Source organism: Domibacillus sp., from assembly GCF_031181085.1.
Lineage (GTDB): Bacteria > Bacillota > Bacilli > Bacillales > Domibacillaceae > Domibacillus.
On the sequence record NZ_JAPSLE010000002.1, the window covers coordinates 233,037 to 260,025 of the forward strand.

Sequence of the window (26,989 nt, forward strand, 5' to 3'; positions counted from 1 at the left end):
TAGATGTGTGAATTTTAACACGGAAAAGAGGGTTTTTTTATGGCCAGAAGAAAAACAAAAATTCAAAGTGGATTGTCTGTTGAGAAAGCACGGGAAATTGTGATAAGAGTAAAGAAAATGGAGGGACTATCAAAACATACAATTGAGAATTATAACAAGTTATTCAATGACTTGGAGCGGTGTTTTGCTAAAAATAAATATATGGAGAATTTCTCAATCAGCGATGCAAGAAGGTTTTTGGAATGGCAGCTAACTGAAAAACAGCAATTTCAAGGAGTAAGATGGGGAAGAGAGAAAAAGATAGGTGTTTCCGTCAGTTCTGCAAATTCATACTTGCGGCTGGCGAAAGGAGCATTTTCAACACTCATTAATGAAGGACACCTTGAAGAAAATCCTTTTATGGAAATTAAAAATATTAAATTTCAGAAAAAGCAGGTTGAAACTTTGACTGAGGAGGAAATACAGAAAATATTGAAATCACTTGACCATTCTTGGTTCGCTGATTTTAGATCAGCAGTTTTAATTCATGTGCTGTTCGATTCGTTTGGGAGAATAGGAGAAGTTTTAGCGTTAAAAAAGCAAGATATTGACTTTCAAAACGGCTCAATAACCTTTAATGAAACAAAAAACAGCTTGTTTAGAATTGTGCCAGTAACAAAAAAGACATTGAACCTTTTAGAAAAGTTAATTGAAGAATGTGATGACTGGGAAAGTGAATACATTTTTCTGACACATGCAGGCAATAAACTAGGTACAGATGCAGCAAGAAAGCATATTCATGAAATTGCAAGGCGGGCAGGAATTAACAGGAGAATACATCCACACATTTTCCGGCATACAAGTAGTATGATGTTTCTCAAAAACGGCGGTTCTATTCGAATTTTACAGAAAATCCTCGGACATGCTGATATAAAAACAACTCTGATTTATTCACATGTACTTGACGACACAATTAAGGAACAACATGAAAAATTCAGTCCTATAAGACATTTAAACGATGGAAGAAAGCAAAAAACACGAACTTCACAAACCGAATTCAAGAGGAGAACGTAAAGGCTTCACATTCTGTGTGAATTCTCTCTGTAATAAGTTTTAGAGTCGTAGTCGCTACCTTTTGCTTATTATATGGCAGCAGGAGAACTAAATGATTATGCAGGGCGGGTTGTATCTGTTTACGAAGATATAGAGGAGTTAAAACAAACAGCGAAAAAAGCCGGGGATCCTGACTTTCATAAACTCCGCCTTCAAAAGCAAGCCGGTTATTTCCCCACAAATCGTTTGCTGGATGATATACTAGATGAATGGTTTTAGAAAGGGGTTCACCGGCTTATGAAATATTTAAAACCACAGATGAAACAGCTTGTTAAAGAAAATGAAGAATTGCAGCTGCGTTTAAAAGAACTGATGAAGGAACACAACCTTGAAAAAAACTTTGCTCTTAAAGCACTGTACCATGCAGAAGTAGCGGACGGCGGAAAGTTTCAGTTTGCTTACCAAGCCCTTGACTTGCCAAAAAGGTAAGTCATTTTTTCATTCAAGGGGCTTGGCTTATCAGCAGTGCTGGTCATACGGCAGACTGAATCAGTTCAGTTGAGCCAAAAAGGTATGTACTTGATTAAATCATGGTACAATAGCTGTTGAAGCAAGGTTGTTTGTTTTTATCTTGACTAAAAAGATGTTTAATCAAAAGGAGATCGGATCGTTTGAATCATAAAGAAGTAAAAAGTGAGCTGCCCCCAAATTTTAAGGAATTAAAAAAGTCGGCCGACCGGACGTCTAACTGGAGAGAACGTTTAGATGCGGTGGAAGAGCTGGGCCAGTGGAAAAACGACCAAACCATTAAGCTGTTAAAGCGGATTATGGCCGCCGATACAGTATATAAAGTACAAGAAGCGGCGTTCCGCCAGCTGAAAAAGCTAGGGGAAGACGTTCAAATGCCACCGCAGAAAAAAAGCGGTGCGATAAAAGATGTAAATAAGATTTTGCTGCGCATTAAGAAAAGTTTGCCGGAAGGCCACACATTTAAAGAATTTGAAGAAAAATTGAAAAAGATGCGGCTTGATGTATACGATACGTATGAAGGCGAAAAAGGAGCAGACTTTGACAAGTGGCTTCAAGAAACATGGGTATCGCTGCCGGCTAGGTAAGCTCCATTGAATAAGAGCTGAATAAAACAAAAACATGAGTTTTTTAATTTAGCTAAAGACCATAAAGAATTGAGCTATGGTCTTTTTCCTGATTATCCGGGTATTGTTCCCACTCCTGCAAAACCGGGCTGTCTTTTCCCGTTTGCCGGTTTCATCCCTCTTTTTGCACCAGTAGGAATCATAAGGTGTTAAAACCTAGCGTAACCCTTATAGGAGAAGGGTTTCCGGGAAAGAAGATCATCTCTTTGGAGGTGGTCTTTTTTTGTGTTTTAAAAGAATTGGTCACGAGCCTGTGACCAATTCAATAATATTGATTAAAAAGTTGTGCATTAACCTCCAAAGATTCCTTAGCTCAGCTGGGAGAGCGCTACCTTGACAGGGTAGCGCTCAATGAGGAAACTTATTTAAGTGACTAAGATGAAAATGAAACTCAAAATAGCATGAAACAATAACTGATTTATGCTATTATCAAGATAAACACACATCTAAAGGGCTTTGGATGTGATAATTAGCGAATCGTTATTCCGACAAACGAAGAAGTCATGATTGCGCGTGACGTTTCTCGTTTGGCTGGTGTGTAAGGCGCTACAGCAGCGTTTTACGTGAATGACTGGTCATGGTTACAGGTCAGGAAATGAGCTTTTGGATAGAACATTTGGTGAAATAAACCATGACCAGAATTTCACCTTTGAACCCTCTTATGTGTTGAAAACCATCACACAATAAGGGGGTTTTTTTCATTGGTAAAAAAGAAACGAAAAACACAGGTACAGGTATCATTGTCGATTGAAAAAGCAAGAGAGGTTGTCACAAGAATTAAGAAGCTTGAGGGTCTATCAAAGCACACTCTGGAGAATTATCAGAAGATGTTTAATGACCTTGAATGCTGCTTTTCCAAAAGAAAGCTCGTTTCCGACTTTACCATTGAAGATGCCAGACGCTTTATTGACTGGCAATTGAATGAAAAAGAGCAATTCAACGAAGGACGATTTAGACAAGACAAGAAAATGGGTGTCTCGATCGGTTCAGCTAATTCATATCTTCAGTATGCCAAAGCCGCTTTCAATACACTTCAAGATGAAGGATACCTTGAAGAGAATGTATGGGAGTCATTGAAGAACATTAGAAGGCAAAAGGAACAGGTGGACCCACTTTCTGAAGAGGAAATACCAACGTGATTTAAGTTGACGTTTATTGTTTTAAACCAATAAATATAAAAATAATATAATAAGAAGAAACAAAAATGCTTTTGAAGAGAGAGGAAAAGAGTGTCGGAATGGTGCCAATATCGAGTTTATCCAAACAAAGCACAAGTGAAATCCATGTAGCCATTTTACGGAGAGGAAAATGAACAAAACAAGATTTGTTTATGTTTAATATTTTTTCACTCAAAGGGCTTATTTTTCTTCTTTTAAAGTACAGAAAAACTTGGAAGCGAGTGAGTGGATTTTATGAAAAATTTATTTAATAAAGATGTGCAGTCACTCGGAATTTCTGGGATCATAAAAATGTCTGAAATAATTAAAACATACGATGGTGTCGTGGCATTAACAATAGGCGAACCTGATTTTCAAACGCCCTTTTTAATAAAAGAAGCGGGGAAGGCTGCCATAGACAACAATCGCACGTTTTATGCACCAACGGCGGGGGAACCCGCACTGCGAAAAGCAGTGTCATCATTTATGGAACGGAGATACCATTTATCGTATAGCCCCGACACTGAAATTATTGTCACGAATGGGACAACGGAAGCCGTGTTTCTTACGTTGAAGACCCTTTTGTCACCGGGTGATGAAGTGATCCTTGCAACACCCGCTTATCCAGGGTATGAGCCTGTTATAAAGTTGTGCGGCGGTGTGCTCGTGCCTATTGATGTTAGCGGTACTCGTTTTAAGTTAACAAAAGAACAACTGGAGCAAGCCATTACACCTAAAACAAAAGCAATCATTCTAACGTTCCCCTCTAATCCAACAGGTGCCATCCTAACAAAAGATGAGTTAATGGATTTGGCGAAAGTCATCGAAAAACATAGTGTTTTCGTCATTTCAGATGAATTGTACAGTGAATTGGTTTTTGATCACCCTCATCAATCCATCGCTTCATTTCCTTCTATAAGAGAAAAAGTGATTGTTATTAATGGCGTGTCCAAGTCTCATGCGATGACGGGATGGAGAATCGGATATACGCTTGCGCCTTCCTATATCACCAATGAACTGTTTAAAGTTCATGAATACCTCAATACAAGTATCTCTTCTATCTCACAAGAAGCCGCTGTCTATGCCCTTAATCACGGAGAAAAAGAAGTGGAACAAATGAAACTTGAATATCAAAAACGGAGAGATTACTTGTGTACACGGTTAAATGCCCTGGGATTCGATACAGCTGTGCCTGATGGAACGTTTTATGCGTTTCCAAGTATAACAAGATTTCATCATGATTCCTATGCATTCAGCATGGAACTGTTAGAGCAAGCGAAAGTAGGTCTTCTGCCCAGTACCGTTTTTACAAAAGGAGGATCGGATCGACTGCGTATCTCCTTTGCTTATTCGATGGAAAAATTGAATGAAGCGATGAATAGAATCGAGCAATATTTAAAAACAAATAAAAAAAGCATTTAACAGGATCCATTCACCCGTACACGAAATACGGGAAGCCTGGCACAAAATACGAGAAGATGACCGAGTACCGTATGATGAACCATGACCTGTATCCAGAGACAGTGGAAAACCGGTAAGGATAAAGGGAAGAGTGTGGTCGCGCGAAAATTGGATGAAATGTGACCAAATGTGTGACCAGGAAAACAAAAAATATTGCAGGATGTGACCACGGTAATTTGCGTGAAAGAGATGTCTTAACAAGGCGTCTCTTTTTATTTTTATCAATTGCAAGGTCGCGCTATCCAGTTTTTCGAGAGGTTTTCTTGAAAAGTGGACAACCGACAAGGGGGCGGGGAAAGAGCATGGTCGTGTAGAAGTTGAAGGAGAAAATTACATCCATAAGGGCTTTCCATGTTTCCGTGCCCTTGGCAAACACACACGCTGCCACGAGAACAGATATCAGACGCTTCATTTTGTTCACTCATTTTTCCCTGTTTCTTTTCTCAAATGGCTGTATAATGAGAAATAGATAATGAGAGAGGCAGGATACTGTGAACTACATCGTACTTGATATTGAATGGAATGCGTCAAAATGGAATCCGCACCACCTGGAAGAAATTATCGAAGTCTCGGCTCTGAAAGTGTCGCCCGCTACTCTGGATGTGATCGATGTCTTTTCATCCCGGGTGAAGCCGGCAGAACGGTTAACATCGTTTACGAAAAAACTAACAGGTATCACGGAGAGGGATGTGTCTTCAGCCCCGTCTTTTCCGCATGTATTAAAGAACTTTAAGGCGTTTCTTAGCACGGAGGAATCTTGTTTTGTGACATGGGGGAAAGAAGATTTTCGGTTCTTGGAAAAGGAATGCAAACGTTACCGGCTTCCTTCCCTGAACCTGTCCAGCTATATTGACATATTGCCGATTCTTCAGTTTGGCCTGTATGATACCTTTAACGGCAACACCCCCAGCCTGACTAAAACCATGGAGGTATTCCAAATCGAAGCAGACGGGCAGGCACACAACAGCCTCGATGATTCGATGAATACCTTAAAAGTGTTTCGCTATCTTCACGGAAAACTGGATGTTCATGCGACGTACAAATCAAATAAAACACCTGAAGAACGGTATCTACACGAGGATACACTGAAATCCAGCGGAAAAAAGCAATTAATGAAATGCATCTTTTCGTATATGAAGAAGCATGACGTAGACGATGTGGCATTCGATGCTTTCTTTGCCAGCCCCATCTGGCTGGACCGGGCCCTTGCACTTGATCTGAATGAACACGTAACGGCTGTTTTTAAAACCGAGTTTGACGCGCAAAAACAAAAGGCATCCGAGAAATATATATCTCAGAAAGCATTGCTGCTTGCCAAAAGATGAAATGTCAACACGATAGTCTGCTTAAAAAGAGGTGCCCTAACAAGGCATCTCTTTTTGCTGCTCACGCTATGCGCCTTAAAGACGCCTTTTTGGAATTTACTTGTGAAAGCCAGCTCCCCTATTTCATGAAATTAATGAATGCTCTAAAGAAGAAGTTTTATTTAATAACTTTCTAGCCTCTAAACTTTTAACTACTAATTGACTCGATTACATGAAAAGGGACTGTACAAGCTAGTTGACGTTTATGGACTGCAGAGTACAACTGGATAAAGCCAAAAAAAATCGCCAAAATGGAGCAGCATAGTGTTACATAACGTGATGTTTCGTTGTGATGGGTTGTGGTAATATCCTTAAAAAAGGAGGAATAAAAATGCCCAATTACAAAGTTCAATACTTTGAAAAAATACCATTAGATTTAAAAACAATTGTGGTCGCAGAAGAAACCGCAGCTAAAGCCAAAGAAGTAGCAATGGACAGGCTTGATAACCAACTGGATGTAGGGCACTATACAATCCATAAAATTGTTGAAATAAAGAGCTGACTCTTTTGAGGAGTTAGTTCTTTTTATATAAAGGCTTTGTTAAGCGATAGTACTGATATTTGCTCAAAAGAAAAAGGCCTGTTCTTTGGTTCCTTTGTTTACCTCTTCTTTAACTACGGCCCCTGTTTATTTGAGTATATTTCTTCATAATCATTAAGAAAGCCTTAACAACCTCACACATAAAACATCCTCACTCTATCTTATTACTTAAATATTCTTCGAATGTAATTTTCCCTGCTTTTTGAATAGTATTGGTATTTTTTCCATCGAGGAAAGATCTATATAGTTTTCCTGGTAAGGAAATGTTTAAAATTTTATTTGTTTCATGATTTACTTTGATTTTGAGTTCAGCCATTTCTCTTAACGTCATTATATCCGGGCCGCCAAAATCATTCGCTCTTCCTTGTGGACCTTTATCCACTAAACCTATTAAATGATTGGCAAATTCACTTACATCGACACTTTGACATTTAATATTTCCAGGGACAATATATCTTTTAAAGAAAGGTTTTGATAAAAATAAATTTTCAACGAAGCTATGGAACTGAGTCGCACGTACAATTGTATAAGGGATAGAACTATTCTTTAATAAACCTTCTGCTTCATATTTTAGCTTATAATAATTGAATGGTATTTCATCTATGCCAACAATTGATGGGTAAATAAAATGTTTTATGTGTTGAATCTTTCTTAAAAATTCCTCAAAACCTGAAACCTCAACGTTTTTTGAATTTTTAATCGGGCTTGTTGCTGCGTGAATAATGACATCTATATCATTTACTGCTTCTTCTATACCTTCACAAGACAATAAATCGCTATAAACCCACTCGAAAGGTCCTGTTTCTTCAGGTTTTCTTCTCGAAGTTATTTTAACTTTATAATCAGAACCTTTAAGTTGATTTAGCAAAGCTGTACCCAGTTGTCCTGTTGCACCTGTAACTAATATCCTCAATGACAACACCCCCATTTTCTGGATGATCTTTGTAATGTAATATTCAGATGTCGGGAGCTTTATTCAGTTTATCTGCCCCGTTTGTTCAATAAGAAAATCAACAGCAACATGTAACAGAGCCTATATAAAAAATTATATTATGGTCGTGTAAATTACCAGCAGCAAAGTAAAAATGGATACACCCCTAAAACGTTTTGCCAGAGACTAGACAACCTTCCATGAGTTTTAACTAACAAGTGAATCGATTCTACAAAAAGAACTATACGAGTCAGTTGACGTTTACAGGCTAAAATGTTTATGTGGTAAACTCGGCGGAAAGGGGCCCGGAGTATACGTATTCACTGTGTCGTCCATTTTACTGCAAATTTAAAGAGCCATTTTCATCAACAATCGGAGATAACCAGGTGCATTTCAGCCGATGATATGGTACGTACAAGACACATTCTACGTACGGAGCATTCGAACAGACAGAGATTGAACATGCCAGATATGAATCGTTATGGCCGGCTGTAATGGCGACTAAGATAAAGCAGATTCGGAATTTAGCTGGATATTATAACGGTACGCTCGACCATTACCCGTTTTGGTAATAAAATAAACCGAATACAAAAAAAGGCTGCGGACGCGACTCCGCAGCAAAAGACAGATGAGTGATGAAGGTAGGTGGTATGAACCTTGCTTATTGTTACCCGCTCTACAAAACGATAAACAGCAAGTATGAAATTTGCGAAATAAAGCTGCAACGGGCGATATACATAAAAAAAGGCTGCGGAAAATCCGCAGCAAATAGTGACACGTATGTAGAGAAATTAGGAGGTGGCAGGGTTACCACAGTGAATCCTTTACCCGCTGCGGCGAGAATTTAAACCAAATACATAAAAAAGCTGCGGAAGCTCCGTAGCAAAAACCAGCTGGATATGGTGCAACGATTGGTGAGGAATTCAATACGTTAGTATATCGCTGGTCAGAAACATCACTTTCTCCGCTTTGTATACGTCTGTGATGACGACAAAAAAGAAGCGCATTCGCAAGCTGCCAGGCTTCTTCAGCGGCTTGCTGAATAAGATGATGGACTGCTATGTACTCGGTGAAAAGAACCGTGTGCTTATGGAGGATGAAGACACACCAGCTAACCCTAAAATGAAAGCTCGGATAAATGTAAAGAAGCCGGAAAATATTAACCCGACCTCAACCTGCTAAATTAAGAATTAAGCGGTGTTATAAAGATGAATGCACTAATTTCACACAACGAAATATAAATGAATGTAGGAGTAGGTTCATCTATATCTTTCAGTACAAGGATATAGGAATCCACTCTTATTAATCTACCGGTAAATTCAACATCACTTTTAGTTATGACAGAAATAACTTGACTTTCTAATTTTCTTAATTCACTCTCGAGTCCGGGAATACAGCAACAGGCACACCGTTTCTCTTGTTGCTCAATATTTTGATCTTCTTGTGAAGAGGAAGACATTCTTTAATCACTCCTTTCTTTAATAATTTATGAAGAAGTGTTTAAGTTTGTAACGATAATTACCTAGGTTTAGATTGTTTTTTGAAGATATAGATCTATCCGCAGGCATTATTTGATGTGACTTGGATGAATTAACATATTTGACTGATAACTACCGCCATAAAAAAGGTGAGGTTTTAATAAAAGAAACCGCTAAATGACTAAAGTAATATTTCTTGGAGAGGGCTATTGTTTCGAGGAATGGCGGGGCGAGTTCGCTGTCATTTTAGTAAATACAGATCAAGCACAAGTTGAATCCTTTGTAAAAAGATTCCTGAAGAAATGAAAGAATATAATATAAATAAAAAGACGTAAAAATCAACATGTCGATTGGGTATGCAGTTAGTGGCCATTCTATAGGAGAAATGGACATTTTATTTGCTGAAGCTGATAAAAATATGTATGAAGATAAGAAAGCGAAAAAGGAACAACATCAAATTAAATTGGACCGAGATTACATAAATATTATAGGGATAATTTGATCGAAATTATGCACCATAAAACCAAGAAGCCAAAAGAAAATCAAAAGGTAAAATCATTTTAAAAAAGCTATTCTGATTAACGCGAAGGTTGCGGTCACTCGCGACGTGCTTCAGTTAGCTGGTATCTCGTTCACCTTTATGAACATACTCATTCAGCTCCTTTTATTTGTAAAGCAAATCGCCACACAAAAGGAAGGGGCTTTTTGCGGCGCCAGCATTTTCCGCGTATACATTCGTCCGGCTCATTCAAAATATAAAGAGCGGACTGTAAAGTGAAAGGAGCTGGGCAAGATGAAGAAATATGCACTTCTTAGGATGACGTTATTATCGGTTGTGGTCATACTGGCTGCCGGCTGTGCCAATCAAAATGAAGAGGCTCATCAGCTCGACTATGAAGAAACGAAAAAAATGGTTGTGGATATATTAAAAACCGACGAAGGAAAAAAAGCACTGCAGGAAGCGATAAAAGACAAAGAAGTTCGGCAGGAAGTGATCATGGATGAAAAAGTGATCAAAGAAACGGTTCAAACGACGTTAACATCTGATAAAGGCAAGGAGTTCTGGCAGAAAGCCTTTGAAGATCCTAAATTTGCCGAAACGTTTGCCAAAAGCATGAAAAAGGAACATGAAGCACTCCTCAAAGAGCTGATGAAGGACCCGGATTATCAAAAAATGCTGATCGACGTTATGAAAGACCCTGAAATGCAGAAAACGATGCAGACAGCGATGAAAAGCCAGGAATTCAGAAAATATCTTCAAGGCGTCGTAGAGGAAACGCTGGCCAGTCCTTTGTATAAGGCAAAAATGGAAGAAGCGATTAAGAAAGCGGCGGAAGAAGCGCAGAAAAAGGAGCAGGGCGGAAGCTAAGAAGTTTTAGCTTCCTGTTTTTTTGCCGTAAAGTCCCTTATTAAAGGGTCTTTTTTCTTATTTATAAATGTAAGCGATTTAATGGCTTCTTTTTCATTTTGGACATGTTTATACAAGTAAAAAGGGAGGTAGATGTAGTTTTACCTCCTGCACTTCTTTGCAACTAGGTACATATAAACAATAACGATCATGAAAGAGAGAGGGGATAAAATGAAGACAACGAAAGAAAATGGTACAGGGAGGCTTGTGTCTGTGGACGGAGCTTCTGTCGAAACAGAAGTGCCGCAGAAAAAACAGTCTTTATCTCAAAAAGCTTACTTAAAGCTCATTACGCTCATTTCAACATTCGGTGGTCTTTTGTACGGATACGATACAGGCGTGGTGAATGGAGCACTTCCTTTTATGTCAAGGGAAGACCAGTTGAATTTAACGCCGTTTACACAAGGACTTGTGACCAGTTCACTGCTTCTTGGAGCCGCGTTTGGAGCCGTATTTGGCGGAAGGATGTCTGATAAAAAAGGAAGACGGAAAACCATTTTAAGTGTTGCGTTTGTTTTTTTACTTGCTACAATCGGCTGCGCCGTTGCACCAAACGTGGAAATAATGGTTTTTTGCCGGATTGTATTGGGTCTCGCTGTTGGAGCCACTTCGGTTACCGTTCCCGCTTTTTTAGCGGAAATGGCACCTGCTGAACGCAGGGGGAGAGTCGTCACCCAGAACGAGTTGATGATTGTCACAGGCCAATTGCTTGCATACATATTTAATGCCGTTTTAGCCAATTCTTTCGGTGAACTTGCTCATGTCTGGAGATATATGCTTGTCATTGCGACCTTACCGGCGGTGGCTCTATGGATCGGGATGCTGATGGTTCCGGAAAGCCCGCGCTGGCTCGCTTCAAAAGGAAGATCAGTCGAGGCATTGAATGTACTAAAAAAAATTCGGGAAGCGCAGCGGGCGAAAACGGAATTTAATGACATTGAACATACGATTCAGGAAGAGGGAAAAATCAAAAAAGCGACTTTTAAAGATTTAAAGCTGCCTCACGTCCGCAGACTCGTTTTGATTGGAATCGGTATTGCGATGATTCAGCAGTTAACGGGCGTCAATTCGATTATGTATTACGGAACCGAAATTTTAAAAGACGCAGGATTTTCAACAGAAGCGGCTCTGGTCGGCAATATCGCCAACGGTGTGATTTCTGTATTAGCGACCTTTGTAGGTATTGCGCTGCTTGATAAAGTAGGAAGACGCCCAATGCTGTTTACCGGCATGGCGGGCACGAGTACATCCCTGCTGTTAATCGGGATCTTGTCTATTGTGCTGAAAGACAGCAGCATGCTTCCGTACATCATCCTTAGTCTCACCGTTGTTTTCCTTGCTTTTCAACAGGCTGCTGTTTCTCCGGTGACTTGGCTGATGCAGTCGGAAATCTTCCCGCTTCATCTGAGAGGGCTGGCAATGGGGATTACTGTTTTTTGTCTTTTCATGATGAATTTCCTTGTGGGACTGCTGTTTCCAGTTTTGTTTGACGCATTTGGTTTATCTAATACGTTCTTCGTTTTTGTTGGACTCGGTGTTTTATCACTTTTGTTTATTAAGCGGTTTGTACCGGAAACAAAAGGGCGTACACTTGAGGAAATTGAGCATTCCTTCCAAGTATCGGAAGAACGTTATCTGGCGGGAGCCAAAAGAAAATAAACGTATTGTTTTCCCCTTCATGCCTTTTCAAAAGGTATGAAGGGTTTTTTCATTTTCCTCTACTTATAGCCCTGTACATATGTAGATGGAGGAAGTGAAATGGAACGGTATCCAACCAGGTGGCTCTTATTATTTCGAGCAAAAAGAAATGGATTGATATGATTGTCGTTATTTGACGACCGAAAAAGATTGAATATGTAAACGCTTTCTTTTATAGTAGAACTTGGGTTGGATGGCACGCGTGGCCATCACGGTATTTGGCGTAGGCGGGGCCGATACTAAAGGCAGCAATAGGTGCAAGATACATCAGGGATCGTTTTTAAAAGTAAAACTTGAGGAAAGGCGGATGAAAAAGAAAGAGAGACTTTTAAAATATTTTGAACAAGACAGCCGAAGGCCGAAGCAAAAGAGATAAAGAAACACATGCTTTATTGAGAGAATAGATGATGGTACTTTTAAGCGCTTTTTATCCGAAATATGAATGAGAATGGCCGCAGACTAAAATAATGTGTAGATGAAAAGGTTTTATAAACACAAAGATTGCTATGAAAGAAAAATCTCGATTAGCAGCTTCCTGCTTTTTATCACTGCTGGATAAAACATCCTCGTTTTCTTCAAAGAATCATTATCAGGGATGAAGATTCTTTCGTTTACTTTTTAAACGGCTCATCATCAGATCCTCTTGAACAAAACTCTATCGGAAGGCCGTTGGTGTTAATGAACCGGCGGCCTTCTTTCAGTTTTGTCTGCTTTTTGTTTTTGATTACCCCATTGATTCCTATATGTTTTTCACCCGGACATTTTCTTTTTATATTTATATGTTGAAAGTTAAATAGAGAATAAAATAAAACAGCTTTTGAAAAGCTATTCATATAGTTGTAAAATAAATAAATATTCCTATTTAATGGGAACGTTTCTGGAAAATATGATATAATGCTCACAATACAATTGTATCGTGTGTGTGCGATTTGCTGTAAATGAGCAATAGAATCGAAATCTCCGATAAAGGCAAACTTTCCGAAAGGCAAGGACGCAAAGCCAAGGGTCTAACGTTTTAAACTATGACAGCCGGTTACCGAAAAGGATTGGATTATTGAAGTCAACAGGGTATCATATCATGCTTATAGCAGATAAAACTCTTTATTTATTGACGCTTCCTAATCTTTTTAGGGAGCTTTTTTGCATTCTGACTTTCATGAATCTTTACAGGGCCGGCTTCGCTTAAATTCATACCAGCAAGGAGTAGAGAATCGTTGAAAATTGGGACGAAACTATGGACAGGATTTAGTATAGGACTTGTTTTTGTCAGTATCATTGTTTCATTAGGCTTTGGACAGTTTTTTCAGTTTAAGGATACATTGCACGATTTAACCGGCAGCCAATACAAGAAACTCGATTTAACGACCACGATTCGAAGTGAAGGCAACGCCATTGCAAAATCTATGCGTGATCTGCTTATCGTTGATTCTTCTGCTGCGAAAGAGCAGCTCATAAATGAAATCGAGGACACGCAAGGAAAAATGGATACAAACCTATCCGAATTGGCTTCTATTACGACAAATAATGAAACAAAAGCTGCCGCTGAAAACCTTGAAAAGAACTATGTATCTTTTATTGATCTGAGCGACCAAATCATATTGGATGTTGAAGCTGGCAGAATGGCAGAAGCTTCGAGTTATTTAGCAGGAACAGGAGCGCAGATCGAAAAAAGCTTTTTTGAAAATATTAACGAGTTGAATGATTTATACGAAACAGGAATGGAAGAAAAATTGAATGCGTCTTTAAATGAATACAACAAGGCTTTACGTTACATGGGGTATCTTAGCCTGTCCACTTTAATCGTCGTGCTTGGATTTCTGATCTGGATGCAGCGCACTCTTACAGGCGGTTTACAACATGTCTCAAATGTAATGTTGAGCTTTGCGGATGGAAAAGCCGGTCTCTCAACGAGAATTCGCCTTAAACGCAAAGATGAAATTGGCGATGCAGCCAAAGCGTTTAATACAATGGCTCAATCACTGGAAGAACATGTACAAGAAATTGAAAATCAAGGATGGTTAAAAGCCAACCTGGCTGAAATCGCGACGAAACTGCAAGGGATGGAGTCTGTTTTCAGTGTAGCCAATACCTATATCCAAACCATTACTCCGCTTGTTGGGGGAGTTCAAGGAGTATTTTATTTAAAAGAGGAGGAGCAGGAGGATCTGCAGCTGGCCGGCTCTTATGCTTTTAAAGAAAGAAAGCATATGGAAAATCGGTTTTCTGTTGGCGAAGGCATTATCGGTCAATGCGCTCTTGAACAGCAGCCCATTCTGCTGAAAAAAGTGCCATCTGACTATATTACAATCCGGTCAGGGCTTGGGGAGTCGGCTCCTCTTTCCATTATGGCTCTTCCTGTCACGTTTGAAGGAAAGCTGTGGGGGGTGGCAGAGATTGCTTCTTTCGATGGTTTTACAGCCGTTCAGCAATCCTTGCTGACGGAAACCGCGCAGACGCTTGGAATCATTCTGGACAGCATTTACAGCAGAACGCAATTAGCCAAACTTCTTGAAGAATCCCAAGTAATGACAGAAGAGCTGCAGGTTCAAACGGAAGAGCTGCAAGTGCAGCAGGAAGAACTGCGGAAGCTAAATGAAGAACTAGAAGCGCAGGCAATGGAATTAAAAGCGTCGGAAGAATCTCTTCAGCAGCAGCAGCAGGAACTTGAATATATGAATGCAGACTTGGAAGAACAAAACAGCAAATATGAACAGAAAAACAGAGAGGTGGAAATGGCGAAGGCGGATTTGGAGCAAAAAGCAGAGCAGCTTGCCCTAAGCTCAAAATATAAGTCAGAATTTTTAGCCAACATGTCTCATGAATTGCGGACGCCGTTAAACAGTTTGCTTATTTTATCCCAGCTGCTGCTTGATAATCCACAGCGTAACCTGACAGAAAAGCAGCTGGAATTTGCCCGTACGATCCACTCTTCGGGAACAGATCTCCTGCATTTAATCAATGAAATCCTGGATTTAGCCAAGATCGAATCAGGGAAAATTGAAACAGACGCTAAACCAGTCTCCCTCGTCCAAGTGGCTGAAATGCTTCATGCTAAGTTTTCTTTTATGGCTGAACAGAAAGAAATTGATTTTAAAGTAGTAGTAGAGGAAAACGTCCCTGCTCACGTATTCACAGATTCTATGCGCCTGCATCAAATACTAAACAATTTGATCAGCAACGCCTTGAAGTTTACCGGGGAGGGACATGTAACAGTAAACATAAAACGGGAGGGTGGCCATATCTCGTTTATCGTCAGTGATTCAGGAATCGGGATCCCTAAAGACAAGCTGTCGTTAATTTTCGAGGCTTTTCAGCAGGTAGACGGCACGACAAGCCGCAAATATGGAGGCACAGGCCTTGGATTATCCATCAGCCTTGAGCTGGCCCGCCTGCTTTCTGGAGAAATTCATGTAGAAAGCGAAGAAGGAAAAGGAAGCACATTCCGTTTGTCTTTGCCGTATGAAGAAGCAAACCAGGTCCAAACCGTTCAAGCACCTGCATCATGGTTAATGGCCGAGGGACAGCTGGCATCCGCAGCTGAAGCGGCTGCGCCGGTAAGGGAAAAACCGGCTGGGACCCCGGAAAAGGAACAGGACGACTCGTTAAGAAAAAAGCTTCTCATTGTAGAGGATGAAGAGGGGCAGAGGATGAGCATAAAAGAGCTGATGAGCGTTTATCCAATTGATATCTATACAGCGGGAACCGGAGCAGACGCGATGCAGTCCTTAGCAGCGCATCGTTTTGACTGCATGATTTTAGATTTGCAGCTTGCAGATGTCTCAGGGCTTGACCTTCTTCAGCAACTGGAAAAACAGCCGGCCTTCAAACCTGCCCATATGATCATTCATACAGGCAGGGAGGTTACGATAAAAGAAGAAATCCATTTAAACAAGTATACAAACACGATTATTATCAAAGACACGATGTCGCCTGAAAGACTTCTTCAAGAAACGGCAGCTATCTTTCAGCTGCCGGCGGATTCCTTGCCGCAGAAAGCACAATCTGCCGCAGCTTCCATAACAGACAATGTGTTAAAGAAGAAAAAGGTTTTACTAGTAGATGACGACGTTCGCAATTTGTTTGCTGTATCGAGCATTTTAGAAGATCACGATATGAATGTGACTTTTGCGGAAAATGGGAAGGAAGCTCTCCGGCTGCTGGAAGAAGGCATGTTATTTGACTTGATTTTAATAGATATTATGATGCCGGAAATGGACGGGTATGAAACGATGCAGCATATCCGCCGGAAAATAAACTGGCGGTCACTGCCAATGATCGCTTTAACGGCTAAAGCGATGAAGGATGACCGGGAAAAATGCATAGAAGCTGGAGCATCGGATTATATAGCGAAGCCGATCAACCCGGAACAGCTCATTTCGCTGTTAAAAGTTTGGCTGTACGGACAGGGTGAAAAGCAGCATGAGGCATGAGGAAATAGAAAAGCTGGAAATAGAGCTCCTGTTAGAAGCGATTTTTCGAAGATACGGATATGATTTCCGGAATTATTCTTATCCATCGATCAAACGGCGTACCTGGCATCGAATTGCCGCAGAAAAACTGGCGGGTATCGCGGCGCTTCAAGAAAAAGTGATTCATGATCCGTCCTGTATGAACCGGCTGTTTTATGATTTTTCCATCAATGTGACAGAGATGTTCCGCGATCCATTATTTTTTCTTTCTATGCGTGAAAACGTGATGCCGCTGCTGCGGACCTATCCTTTTATCCGCATTTGGGTGGCGGGATGCTCGACCGGCGAGGAAGTGTATTCGCTGGCTATTTTGTTAGAGGAAGAGGGTTTGCTGGCAAAGTCTAGAATCTATGCCACGGATATGAATGCCCGCGTCTTAAAGCAAGCTGCAGAAGGGCTGTTTTCACTGAAAACAATGAAAGATAACACAGATAACTATATTAAAGCAGGCGGGAAACGGGCATTTTCTGAGTACTATACGGTGAGATTAAACGAAGCAGTGTTTCATTCGCGGATTAGAGAATGCCTTGTGTTTGCCCAGCACAATTTAGTGACAGACAAGTCTTTTAATGAATTTCACCTTATTTTGTGCCGGAATGTTTTAATTTACTTTAACCGGACGCTCCAGGAGGGGGTTCACGATTTGTTTTACAACAGCTTAAGCCCTTTCGGATTTTTAGGCCTGGGAAACAAAGAAAGCATCCGCTTTACAAAACATGCAAAGCATTATGAGGACGTGGATGTTCAAGAAAAGATCTATCGAAAAATAAGGTAAATGCAGACAAGAAGGTAGGGAAATGAACGTGGATAAGAAAAGCAAAATTTTATTAGTTGATGATCGTCCAGAAAATTTATTTGCCTTGGAATCTGTTTTAGAAAATGATTCTTATGAGCTTGTGAGTGCGTATTCAGGAGAAGAAGCCTTAAAGCTGTTATTGAAGGAAGAATACGCCGCTATTTTGCTGGATGTGCAAATGCCCGGGATAAATGGCTTTGAAACAGCCAAAATTATTAAAATGCGGGAGAAAACGAAACATATTCCCATTATTTTTGTGACGGCTATTAACAAAGAGGTCGAACATGTTTATACGGGCTACTCTGTGGGTGCCATTGATTATATGTTTAAACCGTTTGAACCGGAAACACTCCGGGCTAAAGTCAGCCGGTTTGTAGATATTTATCAAAGCCAGAAATTGCTGAAAAAGAAAAATGAGGAATTGCAGCAAGCCCACATGGAGCTTTCGTCTCTGACTAAAGAATTGGAAAAAACAAAATCCTTATATGAGGTAATCAGTGAAACCCATTTAGATGCCATTATTGTTTTTAATGAAAAAGGCAAAATTATTATGGCCAACCCTGCCGCCCACCAGATTTTTCAGTATGAAGGGATGAAACTGGCAGGTCAGCCGATTGAGATGCTCCTGCCGTTTTTTCAAGCGGAGGGATACAGGCAAACAGAAAAATTAGTTGAAAAAAAGGGAAAGAAACGCGACAGCAGTACTTTTTCAACTGAATTGCAAGTGGCACAGGCATATGTGGAGCAGGGAAAAGAGCGAATTTTTGTTTGTGCCATGCGTGACATTACGGAAAGAAAAGAGCAAGTGGCAAAATTAGAATACCAGGCTACACACGATTCTTTAACGAACTTGCCCAATCGGTATTTTTTATACAAATGTTTAAAAGAAATGGTTGAGGGGCATTGTGCGGAAGAACCATCGTTTGCCCTCATCTTATTGGACTTGGACCAGTTTAAAACGATTAATGATACGCTTGGCCACCATATGGGCGACCAGCTTTTAAAAGAAGTAGGATACTGCCTCCGGCATGTAAGCAGCACCGGAGACATTGTGGCCCGGCTTGGCGGTGATGAGTTTGCCCTGCTGGTGAAGGATGCGGCAAAGGAAAACGTAATGGCAGTTATTCAGCGTATCCAGCGCGTGTTATCTCAGCCATTTATGATTGAAGGAAAACCTCTTACCGTTCATTACAGTGCAGGGATTGCCCTGTTTCCTGAACATGGGATTGATGAAGAAACCTTGTTCCGTAAAGCAGACATCGCTATGTATACAGCTAAAACAAGCGGCAGCGGCTATTCTTTTTATACGGACGATCAACAGCAGCAATCGAATCTGAATCAAGTGATGCTGATGGGGGAATTGGGCTCTGCTATTCAAAATAAAGAGCTGCAGTTGTACTATCAAGCTAAAGTGGATATTAAATTGAATATGGTAGTAGGGGTGGAGGCGCTTGTTCGGTGGAAGCATCCGAAATTAGGGTTGATTTTTCCTGATGAATTTATTCCGCTCGCAGAGCAAACGGGATTAATTCATTCACTTACCCTTGATGTGTTCGACCAGGCGGCCTGCCAAATTCGACAGTGGCTGGATAATGGATTAAATCTCACTATTTCCGTTAACCTCTCTGTCCGCAATCTGCAGGATGAGGGGCTTCCGGAAAAGCTCAAAGCGGTTTTAGATAAGTACCAAGTGCCTCCTCAATGTTTTACTCTTGAAATTACGGAAAGCATTATTATGACGAACCCTGAGAGAGCGATGCAGGTGTTGACACAATTACATCGTATGGGGGTAGTGCTGTCTATCGATGATTTTGGCACCGGCTACTCTTCTCTGGCTTACTTAAAGCATTTGCCTGTTAATGAAATTAAAGTCGATAAATCATTTGTGATGGATATGATGCATGATGGGAACGATATGATTATTGTTAAATCCATTATCCATCTAGCACATAACCTATCGTTAAGGGTAACCGCAGAAGGAGTAGAAAACGAGGGAATACTAGAAAAGCTTCGAGAATTTGAGTGTGATACAGCCCAGGGGTATTTCATCAACAAGCCTTTGCCTGCCGATCAGGTTTTTCAATCACTGGAAAAATCTGCATGGAAAGTGAGAAAAGTGAATTTAATATAAGAGACACTGTACATAAACAGGGAGAAAAAGAAAGCTTGAATAAGCTTTCTTTCAGACTGTAAACAAATGATAGGGATGACCGTGCACATGAATGGAATGGGATAGATCGGCGGCGTCCAGGCAGCTCCGCTTTCATGGGGCAGGTGCTGAGCCCGGCTCCACTGGTATCCGCTGCCCTCCCGCCGCCAAGTGGCTTGCGACAAGATGATATAAGAGCGAATAAGGTCGCAATCTTTCTGTTTAAAAAAGAGAAAATGTCTATTCGTTTTTTGCTTATGGATTTTCCACACTGCCCTAAGAGGCGCGAAATCCGGCAGGCTCGACTTATCGGCTCTTTTTTAAAGCGAAAGAATTTTGCTGCACACTGAGAATGCCTAAATAGACGTTCTTTTTCTTTTAGTTACTGTTCGCTTTCATTTATTCATTATATTCGTATTTCACCATTCCATAGCCATTACTCCATTGATTCAGCGCGTTTTTTGATTTTTGTTTTTTACATTTGTTTGTACTGCACTTTTGTATGGATCGTGTACGCTAAAAGCGCTTTTTAAAACGCTGGAATCGACCGAACGTGTATACAAAGCACAAATCCGGGGAAACTGTCGATGATTGCTGGCAAAGCGAAAGGAGAGAGACTATGAAGCGGAAAGCCACAAGAGACGCGGTGGAAAAATATGCGAAAACACCAAAGAAAAACGTAGAAGAAACCGATTATTCCGTTGAATTTGCCCACGGAGAGGATCCGATGAAAGGGGCAAACCGCAATTCGAAATTGGGGCGAAAAGGAAGAGGTTAAACATAAGAAAAGAGGAGGAAAAGGGCATTGTCACAAAACAACCAATTTAAGCCGGGACAAAAAGCGCCGAATAATGGTGTTTACATTGAAATCGGTGAAACAGGTTCCTCGGTCACCAATCCTCAAAAAATCGAGCTGAAAGCAGGCGATGATTTTCCAGACACAACCAATAAAGACCGAATTTGGACAAGACATACAAAATCATAAAGCGAGCAGCCCCTCTTAGATTTCTTCTCTAAGAGGGCTTTTTGGCGCGTGAAAAAAGAAGCCTTTTTACTTTATTTGCATATAAAAGGGACAAGCCGCATACATTTGATCATGAGAAGCAAATGTTTTTTTAGAGGAGAGGGGACGGGAATGGAGATGAAAGAAGACATTCAATTTATAAGGGATATTATGGTAGATAAGATTGAGGAATTAAATGACGTGATTGAAATGGGCGGCACGCTCAGTCCTAAAGTGGAATTAACCTTTGCTATCGGCCTTCAAAGTCTGCTCAGTCAGTCGATTCAAAAAGGAGATAAAGCGGGCAGAAACAATCCGCCTCCTGCCAAGAAGTCAGAATATGAGACACTTTCTTCTATTGCGAACAAGTAGCGGATGGACAAGCGATTAAAAACGGATCCATAAAGGATCCGTTTTTGATTAAAGAAATGTTCGTTGTACTTTATGCCAGAAGGAATTGTTTTTTAATTTAACCGTTTTAATAATGCTACCGGTCATTTCTACTTCAATGTTTTGAATGTTTTGGATGCTGAGCGCTTCATTGTCCAGGCCGATAACCGGGTAGTTATTGCCGTCTTGTGGGATGCTCAGCGTCAGCTTGCGGTCGCTGTGTAAGATAAATGATGAACCGAGCGTACGGAATTGGTTATTGTTTAGAGATGCCATTTCATTCACCTGCATACATGGAATGCGAGGGTCTACAACTGCTCCGTTTAAGGACCGGTTGTAAGCTGTGCTTCCCGTTGGTGTAGAAACAACAATGCCGTCACCGCGGAACGTTTCAAAGTGAAGGTCATCAATATGTACGTCCATGACTAATGTTTTAATAATGGAAGAGCGAACGGACAGCTCGTTCAAGCATTTGAAATGGGATTCACCGTCGATATGCACATCTATCACTGGATAGCGGCGCACTTCCACTCCTGCCGTTTGAATCGCTTCGATCATTTTTTCCGTATCGTGAATGTGAAAATCGCAATACAAGCTTGCTTCCACTTCGTCTGTTACACCGACGTATAAGCAGTCATCACGAAATCCGGATTTGCGGACCGCCTGCAAAAACGCTCCGTCGCCGCCAACCCCCACAATAATATTGGCTTCTTTGTAATCATCCACTACGACAAATCCCTGTTCTTCAGCAAGTGTAATCAGCTTTTGAATGTCAGGCAGTTTTTCAGGATCTTTTTTATACGAAAAAAACATGTTTCTTCTTGATTCCATTGGCTAAAACTCCTTTATCGTACAAGATACTTCCATTCTAATGTATAAGGGCGGCAATAGTAAAGGAGGACGCCAGGTGAAAAAAGCAATTATGATCGGTGCTGGAATCGGGGGCCTGGCTGCCGCTGTTACATTACAGTCAAGAGGCATACATACAACGGTTTTTGACGAAAACCGCACGCAGGCGGCAAAATGATGAGTGTAGATGCAAAAGGCTTTCATTTGCTGTACCGGAGGCATGACCCATCCGGGCGGGGGAAGCCCGGGTGATTACGCTAAGCGGACTGAATGTGCCTTTTTATTAAATGTTCCAAAACCCATTACGGGGAATCGGAAAGGTGGATCTGGAACACATAGGCATTCATATGTTAACGAAGAACGGGAGAGTCATCTCTCTTAAAAATGGTTTCATCATTATGCGTAAAGGGGCGGGCAATAAAATACACGCTCTGGTTTCAGCAGGCACGCTTATCTTTATTAAAGCTTTTTAAGAAAAGGGAAGAATTGCTTTGCCTGCCGACCCTGTCATCCCGCCTGGTAATACGCTGCATACGCGTTTAGAAAAGAATGGAAAGGGAACGTTTCTACTAAACAAGTAAGCGCAGGAGGGAAACAGCTTGGCAAACGAATGGTGGAAAAGGGCAGTCATTTACCACATATATCCCCGCAGTTTTCAAGACAGTAACGGAGATGGGATTGGTGATTTACAGGGTATCATCTCGAGGCTGGATTATGTGAAAAAACTGGGGGTGGATGCGATTTGGCTTTCACCGGTGTACCAGTCGCCGAATGTCGACTATGGATATGATGTATCGGATCACCGTGCCATATCAGAAGACTATGGCACGATGACAGACATGGAGGAATTGATTTTTGAAGCAAATCGCCGCGGGCTGAAAGTAATTTTAGACATTGTCTACAATCACACATCAGATCATCATCGCTGGTTTTTAGAAGCGAAAAAGTCGAAAACGAGCCGGTTTCGGGATTTTTACCATTGGCGCCCCGGCACCCCCGATGGCCCGCCTTCCGACTGGATGTCTACCTACAATACAAGTGCGTGGGAATTTGATGAAAAAACGGGTGAGTATTATCTGCATATGAACAGCCGGCGGCAGGTGGATTTAAACTGGGAAAACCCGAATGTCATCCATGAAGTAAAAGAAATGATGATTTTCTGGATCCGAAAAGGCGTCTCTGGATTTCGGATCGACCAGCTTGGCCACATTAATAAAAAGAAATCGCTGCCGTCATACGAACAATATGTAGACAAAGAAGCAAATCCCCATTTTGAAATCATTAAAGATGAAGGGGCTCATCCATACATCCATCACTTAAACGAAGCCGTTTTTTCAAAATACGGCATAATGACGGTTGGAGAAAGCGGCTCGGCTACGCCGGAAGAAGCGCTTTTATACACCGATCCGGATCGGCGCGAAGTGAATATGGTGTTTTCCTTTGACCACCTGCAGGTTGAAGAAGGGGACCCGGAATCCGATGTAAAAGTAAATGTGGTCCAGTTAAAAAAAGTAATGGGAAAATGGCAGAAAACTTTGGAGAAAAAGGGCTGGAATACGCTGTTTTGGTGCAATCACGATGAGCCGCGCATTGTCACGCGTTTTGGAGACGAAAGCGAGCACCGTGCAGCATCTGCTAAAATGCTGGCCGCAACACTGCATATGATGAAAGGAACGCCTTATATTTACCAGGGAGAAGAAATCGGCATGATAAATGCAGATTTTGAAGGAATAAACGAGTTTCGGGACAGCAAGTCCATTACCGAATTTCACCAGCGGCATTATGAACAAGACGAGGACAAAGAAAGCGTGCTGGCCGACTTAAATAAAAGAAGCCGTGACCAGGCAAGAACGCCCATGCAGTGGAATGATGGGGAAAATGCTGGCTTTACGGAGGGAGAACCATGGATTAAGGTCAATGATAACTATTTAAGTGTGAATGTAAAGCAGAACCTGGATGACCCGGAATCGGTTTTTTGGTTTTACCATAAACTGATTCACCTTCGGAAAACAGAACCGGTCGTTACCGAAGGAACCTTTGATTTAATGGCGCCAGATCATCCGTCTGTTTTTGCTTATACGCGGACAGGAGGGGGCGAAGTACTGCTTGTCATTAGTCATTTTGGCAAAAATCTGGTTTCTTTTTCAGTAGACAGGGAGCAGATAAGCGGCCTGTCCGGTCACCTGCTTTTATCCAATTACACGGTGGAGGACGACGCATCATCCTTGGAGAAGCCTTTTGAGCTGCGTCCGTATGAAACAAGGATTTATCTGTTTAAAGAAAGGGAAAAAGAACGATAAAAAGCCGGCTGCTGATGCAGCCGGCTTTTTTTGGGATTTTAAATTGTCTCAGTTAAATGAGCGTCACGGTAAAAACTCAACGCTTTACTAGTGAAGGAGTATGTGGACGAGGATAATTGGAATTGTTTGTTACGCTTCCATTGCCTGTTCGTTTTCCTGATCGTTACGCATTAAATAAAGCGTGAAGAGGTCTTTCGGTACTTCATATAAATCAAATACAGCTTCGTTTTGATTTAATTTAGCATACACATCGGGCCGTGTTTCATTAGCCAAAACAACGTAAGGCAGTTTTTCTGCCGCTTTGCGCGAGCGGATATTGACTTTGCGAATGGACATATAAACCGATTCAATGTCCATTTCATAAAACAGCTCTCTGAAAAACTCTTCTTTGGCTGGTGCATTGTAGCCTTTGCCGTGATAAGGCTTGCCGAGCCACGTGCCGAGAAAGCCGGCGCCATTTTCAATATCATACAAGTTGATCGTGCCGATTGGGCTGCCCCATTCGTCAAGAATCGTCCGCGAAATCAGTTCACCCCGTTCTTCCGCTTCAATCGTTTGCTTGGTGGCAAACACAAACTCCTCGTATGAGTGGACTTTTTGGCGCACAAAAGGGAACACATCCGGGTGCGTCATCAAATCAAATAAAACATGACTTTCATGAACATCGCGTTTCTTCAACATTTTCTTTCCCTCCTCTGTTTTACACAACGAGGGCATAGCGGTTCATACGTGTCCCGATCCACCCTCGAAATTTTTTAAAAAACAAACAAGACCGTCACAACTGCAGCCTGTCCATAAAAAAATTCCGGGATGGGAATCGAACCCATTAGAACCGATAGAAGAAACCGGTGGCGCACCATTTGCCTTCCCAACACAACTAGCATTAAAATGTCGTCGTTAATCACATCATATAAAATTTTTACCCATTTGAAAATAGATTTTAAACGCAAATTAAAAATTTTTTCGACACGATTTTAAATTTTAATTGAAAATGCTTTTCATTACTCTGTAATGATAGGAAAATCCAATATGCACCGGCTCGTATGCACTAAGAATGTGCAGATCCGATTGCCGAAGTGCTTGGCGATACAGACCCGAAAATGGATGAGAATGAAGGTGATGTTTCCGAAACCGATTTGACAGGTTATCACCGGATTGAAAAAGGACTGTAGGTTGGCGGTACAACTAAAGGGTGCGCGCAATACGCCCAGCAGCTGATTGATAACACGAAGCTGCTTCGTGCAAAAGTGGAAACGGTTGAAGTAATGCTGGATCTTTTCATTACAGGAGCCGTCGATTTATTGAATGAAGTGCCGACACCAAAAGTAACAGATGAAGAAGACCGGTATTGACATACGGATTTGTATGATGTGGCAGCAAATGTAGAGGGAGTGGAAAAAATCTTTTCCCTGCTGCAGCCGGAACTGAAGAAAAAAGATGAAGCGCCGTCGACTGAAATCGAATCATAATTCGATGACGTATATACGCTGCCCAACAATCAGAAAAAAGCACAGGCACAGTGCCCTTTTAAGGAACACACCAGGCGGGCATTACAGCGCCTGCCTAAAACCTTAACCACCACAGAGCGGGCAGAAGTGATCACTCTTTTAAAAGAATGGGCAGCTGCCGCTGCTCAAATGGACGCAGGGAAATCGATCGGCCGGCCGGCTGAAAATGCACCTATGCCGCCTGAAGATACAGGGGCAGCAGACGGCTGGATGTCTGGAGACACCTATATGGTTGTGCGCCGTGTACAGATGTTTATCGAAGTGTGGGTTTGGACAGCATTGAAAGAACAGAAGGCGGCATTTGGGCGCCGCCGCTCAAGCGGTGCACCGCTGGAAGGGAAAGACGAATTTCAAAAAATTAATCTTTCTAAAAGAGACGAAACAGGCCAAAAGCAAATACCGCCGAATTCCCATACAGCGCTTGCGCATGGAGATGGAAGCATCAAAATTCTGCGCCAATCGTATTCGTACGTGGATAGACTGGATCCAAAAACAGGCAGCTTTGACGCAGGGCTTTTGTTTATGAGTTTTCAGCTGAGCATTCGAAAGCAATTCATGCCATTGAAACACGCCTGGCAAATAGCGATAAGCTGAATGAATAGACGACGATCCACCGGGGGATTGCTGTATTTGCCTGCCTGGTGTGAAAAAGGGAGGCTGGCCCGGTGAAACGTTATTTTCTTAAAGTGGCTGCTGTTTTCGTTAGTATATGCGGAATAAAGATACAAAGTGCATCGGCAGCAACCGGTGCGGACGCTTTATTTGTGACGGTTGGCGAGGCGATGATGAAAGGGCTGACGGGCATCGCCGCTGTTGTAGTGATGGGGGCTGGCATCTGGCTGCATGGAAAGTCAAATATTGCAAAGTGGAACGCTTTTATGAAGCAGTTGGTGGGAAAAGCCGCAGCGTCAGGAAGCATCTTGTCCTTTGCGTTTATCAGCTTTTTATCGGTATTTAGAGAGGGTGCCGAAATGCTTATTTTTTATTCCGGCATGGCGCCGGATATGAGTGCAGAGGCACTTGCCGGCGTTGTATCTATTTTTCACAGGCGCAGCTCTGTTAATCTAAGTATTGGCCTTTAACATTTTGGATAAAAGCATTCATTCTCTTCAGGCTGCAGGAGTCATTGATACTCATACAGCTCCAGCTGTGCCGTTTATTGATGTAATTGGCTTATACCCGACGCTTGAAACGATGCTGCCGCAAGTTATTCTACTTATTATCATGGTCATTTTGGCGCTTTGGTTTAAAAAACAGGAATCAGCTGCTTGACAGTATATCGAAACAAAGTTCATAATGGT

Annotated in this window: 23 protein-coding genes, 1 pseudogene and 1 riboswitch; of the genes and pseudogenes, 21 read left to right on the top strand and 3 right to left on the bottom strand. The window is 41.5% G+C overall.

Annotated elements, in window-relative coordinates:
* Window positions 1-39: 39 nt before the first annotated feature.
* The 8 genes and pseudogenes from RIN81_RS04920 to RIN81_RS04955 all read left to right on the top strand — a co-directional run bounded on the left by RIN81_RS04920 (window position 40) and on the right by RIN81_RS04955 (window position 6,670).
* Window positions 40-1,053 carry a tyrosine-type recombinase/integrase gene (locus RIN81_RS04920; RefSeq protein WP_309087937.1) on the top strand — a complete coding sequence of 338 codons (1,014 nt, stop codon included), beginning with the start codon at window positions 40-42 and terminating at the stop codon, window positions 1,051-1,053.
* A gap of 276 nt (window positions 1,054-1,329) precedes the next feature.
* The gene (locus RIN81_RS04925) at window positions 1,330-1,521 is read left to right on the top strand and encodes a hypothetical protein (protein ID WP_242233738.1); all 192 of its coding nucleotides are present in this window, start codon (window positions 1,330-1,332) and stop codon (window positions 1,519-1,521) included.
* A gap of 182 nt (window positions 1,522-1,703) precedes the next feature.
* Window positions 1,704-2,147 (top strand): HEAT repeat domain-containing protein, encoded by a 444-nt coding sequence (locus RIN81_RS04930; RefSeq protein WP_251270802.1) that lies wholly within the window; start codon window positions 1,704-1,706, stop codon window positions 2,145-2,147.
* Window positions 2,148-2,887: 740 nt separating this feature from the next.
* Entirely contained in the window at window positions 2,888-3,325 is a 438-nt protein-coding gene (locus RIN81_RS04935; RefSeq protein ID WP_309087939.1) for a phage integrase SAM-like domain-containing protein, read from the top strand.
* 273 nt (window positions 3,326-3,598) lie between these two features.
* Complete coding sequence (locus RIN81_RS04940) at window positions 3,599-4,765, top strand: aminotransferase class I/II-fold pyridoxal phosphate-dependent enzyme (RefSeq protein ID WP_309088285.1); 1,167 nt, start codon at window positions 3,599-3,601, stop codon at window positions 4,763-4,765.
* Between the two features lie 5 nt (window positions 4,766-4,770).
* Window positions 4,771-4,881 (top strand): annotated as a pseudogene (locus RIN81_RS04945) (preQ(1) synthase); the annotation flags it as partial.
* A gap of 414 nt (window positions 4,882-5,295) precedes the next feature.
* Entirely contained in the window at window positions 5,296-6,129 is an 834-nt protein-coding gene (locus RIN81_RS04950) for a 3'-5' exonuclease (protein ID WP_309087941.1), read from the top strand.
* Between the two features lie 370 nt (window positions 6,130-6,499).
* The gene (locus RIN81_RS04955) at window positions 6,500-6,670 is read left to right on the top strand and encodes a hypothetical protein (RefSeq protein ID WP_309087943.1); all 171 of its coding nucleotides are present in this window, start codon (window positions 6,500-6,502) and stop codon (window positions 6,668-6,670) included.
* Window positions 6,671-6,860: 190 nt separating this feature from the next.
* Here the strand turns inward: RIN81_RS04955 and RIN81_RS04960 are convergent, their stop codons facing one another.
* Complete coding sequence (locus RIN81_RS04960; RefSeq protein ID WP_309088287.1) at window positions 6,861-7,631, bottom strand: SDR family oxidoreductase; 771 nt, start codon at window positions 7,629-7,631, stop codon at window positions 6,861-6,863.
* Window positions 7,632-9,911: 2,280 nt separating this feature from the next.
* Between RIN81_RS04960 and gerD the strand changes: the two genes are divergently transcribed.
* The 8 genes from gerD (at window position 9,912) to RIN81_RS05000 (ending at window position 21,013) form a co-directional block, all read left to right on the top strand.
* On the top strand, window positions 9,912-10,487 hold the full coding sequence (gene gerD, locus RIN81_RS04965) for a spore germination lipoprotein GerD (RefSeq protein WP_309087945.1): 576 nt from the start codon (window positions 9,912-9,914) through the stop codon (window positions 10,485-10,487).
* 210 nt (window positions 10,488-10,697) lie between these two features.
* Window positions 10,698-12,185, top strand: coding sequence for a sugar porter family MFS transporter (locus tag RIN81_RS04970; RefSeq protein ID WP_309087947.1), 1,488 nt, complete (start codon window positions 10,698-10,700; stop codon window positions 12,183-12,185).
* Between the two features lie 997 nt (window positions 12,186-13,182).
* Window positions 13,183-13,265: riboswitch (cyclic di-GMP riboswitch) on the top strand.
* 173 nt (window positions 13,266-13,438) lie between these two features.
* The gene (locus RIN81_RS04975; RefSeq protein WP_309087949.1) at window positions 13,439-16,654 is read left to right on the top strand and encodes a response regulator; all 3,216 of its coding nucleotides are present in this window, start codon (window positions 13,439-13,441) and stop codon (window positions 16,652-16,654) included.
* Entirely contained in the window at window positions 16,644-17,468 is an 825-nt protein-coding gene (locus tag RIN81_RS04980; RefSeq protein WP_309087951.1) for a CheR family methyltransferase, read from the top strand. Before RIN81_RS04975 ends, RIN81_RS04980 begins: the two co-directional genes overlap by 11 nt.
* A gap of 22 nt (window positions 17,469-17,490) precedes the next feature.
* Window positions 17,491-19,620: an EAL domain-containing protein gene (locus RIN81_RS04985; protein WP_309087953.1), complete on the top strand. Its 2,130-nt coding sequence runs from the start codon at window positions 17,491-17,493 to the stop codon at window positions 19,618-19,620.
* 637 nt (window positions 19,621-20,257) lie between these two features.
* On the top strand, window positions 20,258-20,416 hold the full coding sequence (locus tag RIN81_RS04990; RefSeq protein ID WP_309087955.1) for a hypothetical protein: 159 nt from the start codon (window positions 20,258-20,260) through the stop codon (window positions 20,414-20,416).
* A gap of 27 nt (window positions 20,417-20,443) precedes the next feature.
* Window positions 20,444-20,623 (top strand): YjzC family protein, encoded by a 180-nt coding sequence (locus RIN81_RS04995; protein WP_242232845.1) that lies wholly within the window; start codon window positions 20,444-20,446, stop codon window positions 20,621-20,623.
* A gap of 150 nt (window positions 20,624-20,773) precedes the next feature.
* Window positions 20,774-21,013: a hypothetical protein gene (locus tag RIN81_RS05000; RefSeq protein ID WP_242232846.1), complete on the top strand. Its 240-nt coding sequence runs from the start codon at window positions 20,774-20,776 to the stop codon at window positions 21,011-21,013.
* A 48-nt stretch (window positions 21,014-21,061) separates the two neighbouring features.
* On the opposite strand, the gene RIN81_RS05005 is transcribed toward RIN81_RS05000, so the two are convergent.
* A complete protein-coding gene (locus RIN81_RS05005) occupies window positions 21,062-21,862 on the bottom strand; it encodes an NAD kinase (RefSeq protein ID WP_309087957.1) in 801 nt (266 codons plus the stop codon).
* Window positions 21,863-21,938: 76 nt separating this feature from the next.
* Here RIN81_RS05005 and RIN81_RS05010 point away from each other — a divergent pair, with 76 nt between their 5' ends.
* Both RIN81_RS05010 and RIN81_RS05015 read left to right on the top strand, forming a co-directional pair.
* Window positions 21,939-22,058, top strand: a complete 120-nt coding sequence (locus tag RIN81_RS05010; RefSeq protein ID WP_309087960.1) for an NAD(P)-binding protein — start codon at window positions 21,939-21,941, stop codon at window positions 22,056-22,058.
* A gap of 421 nt (window positions 22,059-22,479) precedes the next feature.
* Complete coding sequence (locus RIN81_RS05015; RefSeq protein WP_309087962.1) at window positions 22,480-24,180, top strand: glycoside hydrolase family 13 protein; 1,701 nt, start codon at window positions 22,480-22,482, stop codon at window positions 24,178-24,180.
* A 129-nt stretch (window positions 24,181-24,309) separates the two neighbouring features.
* Here RIN81_RS05015 and RIN81_RS05020 read toward each other — a convergent pair whose 3' ends face one another.
* Window positions 24,310-24,861 (bottom strand): GNAT family N-acetyltransferase, encoded by a 552-nt coding sequence (locus RIN81_RS05020; RefSeq protein WP_309087964.1) that lies wholly within the window; start codon window positions 24,859-24,861, stop codon window positions 24,310-24,312.
* 914 nt (window positions 24,862-25,775) lie between these two features.
* Between RIN81_RS05020 and RIN81_RS05025 the strand changes: the two genes are divergently transcribed.
* From RIN81_RS05025 to RIN81_RS05035, 3 genes are all read left to right on the top strand, one after another.
* Window positions 25,776-26,282 (top strand): Dyp-type peroxidase, encoded by a 507-nt coding sequence (locus RIN81_RS05025; RefSeq protein WP_309087966.1) that lies wholly within the window; start codon window positions 25,776-25,778, stop codon window positions 26,280-26,282.
* Between the two features lie 71 nt (window positions 26,283-26,353).
* A complete protein-coding gene (locus RIN81_RS05030; protein ID WP_309087968.1) occupies window positions 26,354-26,770 on the top strand; it encodes an FTR1 family protein in 417 nt (138 codons plus the stop codon).
* Window positions 26,771-26,774: 4 nt separating this feature from the next.
* On the top strand, window positions 26,775-26,960 hold the full coding sequence (locus tag RIN81_RS05035) for a hypothetical protein (protein ID WP_309087970.1): 186 nt from the start codon (window positions 26,775-26,777) through the stop codon (window positions 26,958-26,960).
* Window positions 26,961-26,989: the final 29 nt, after the last annotated feature.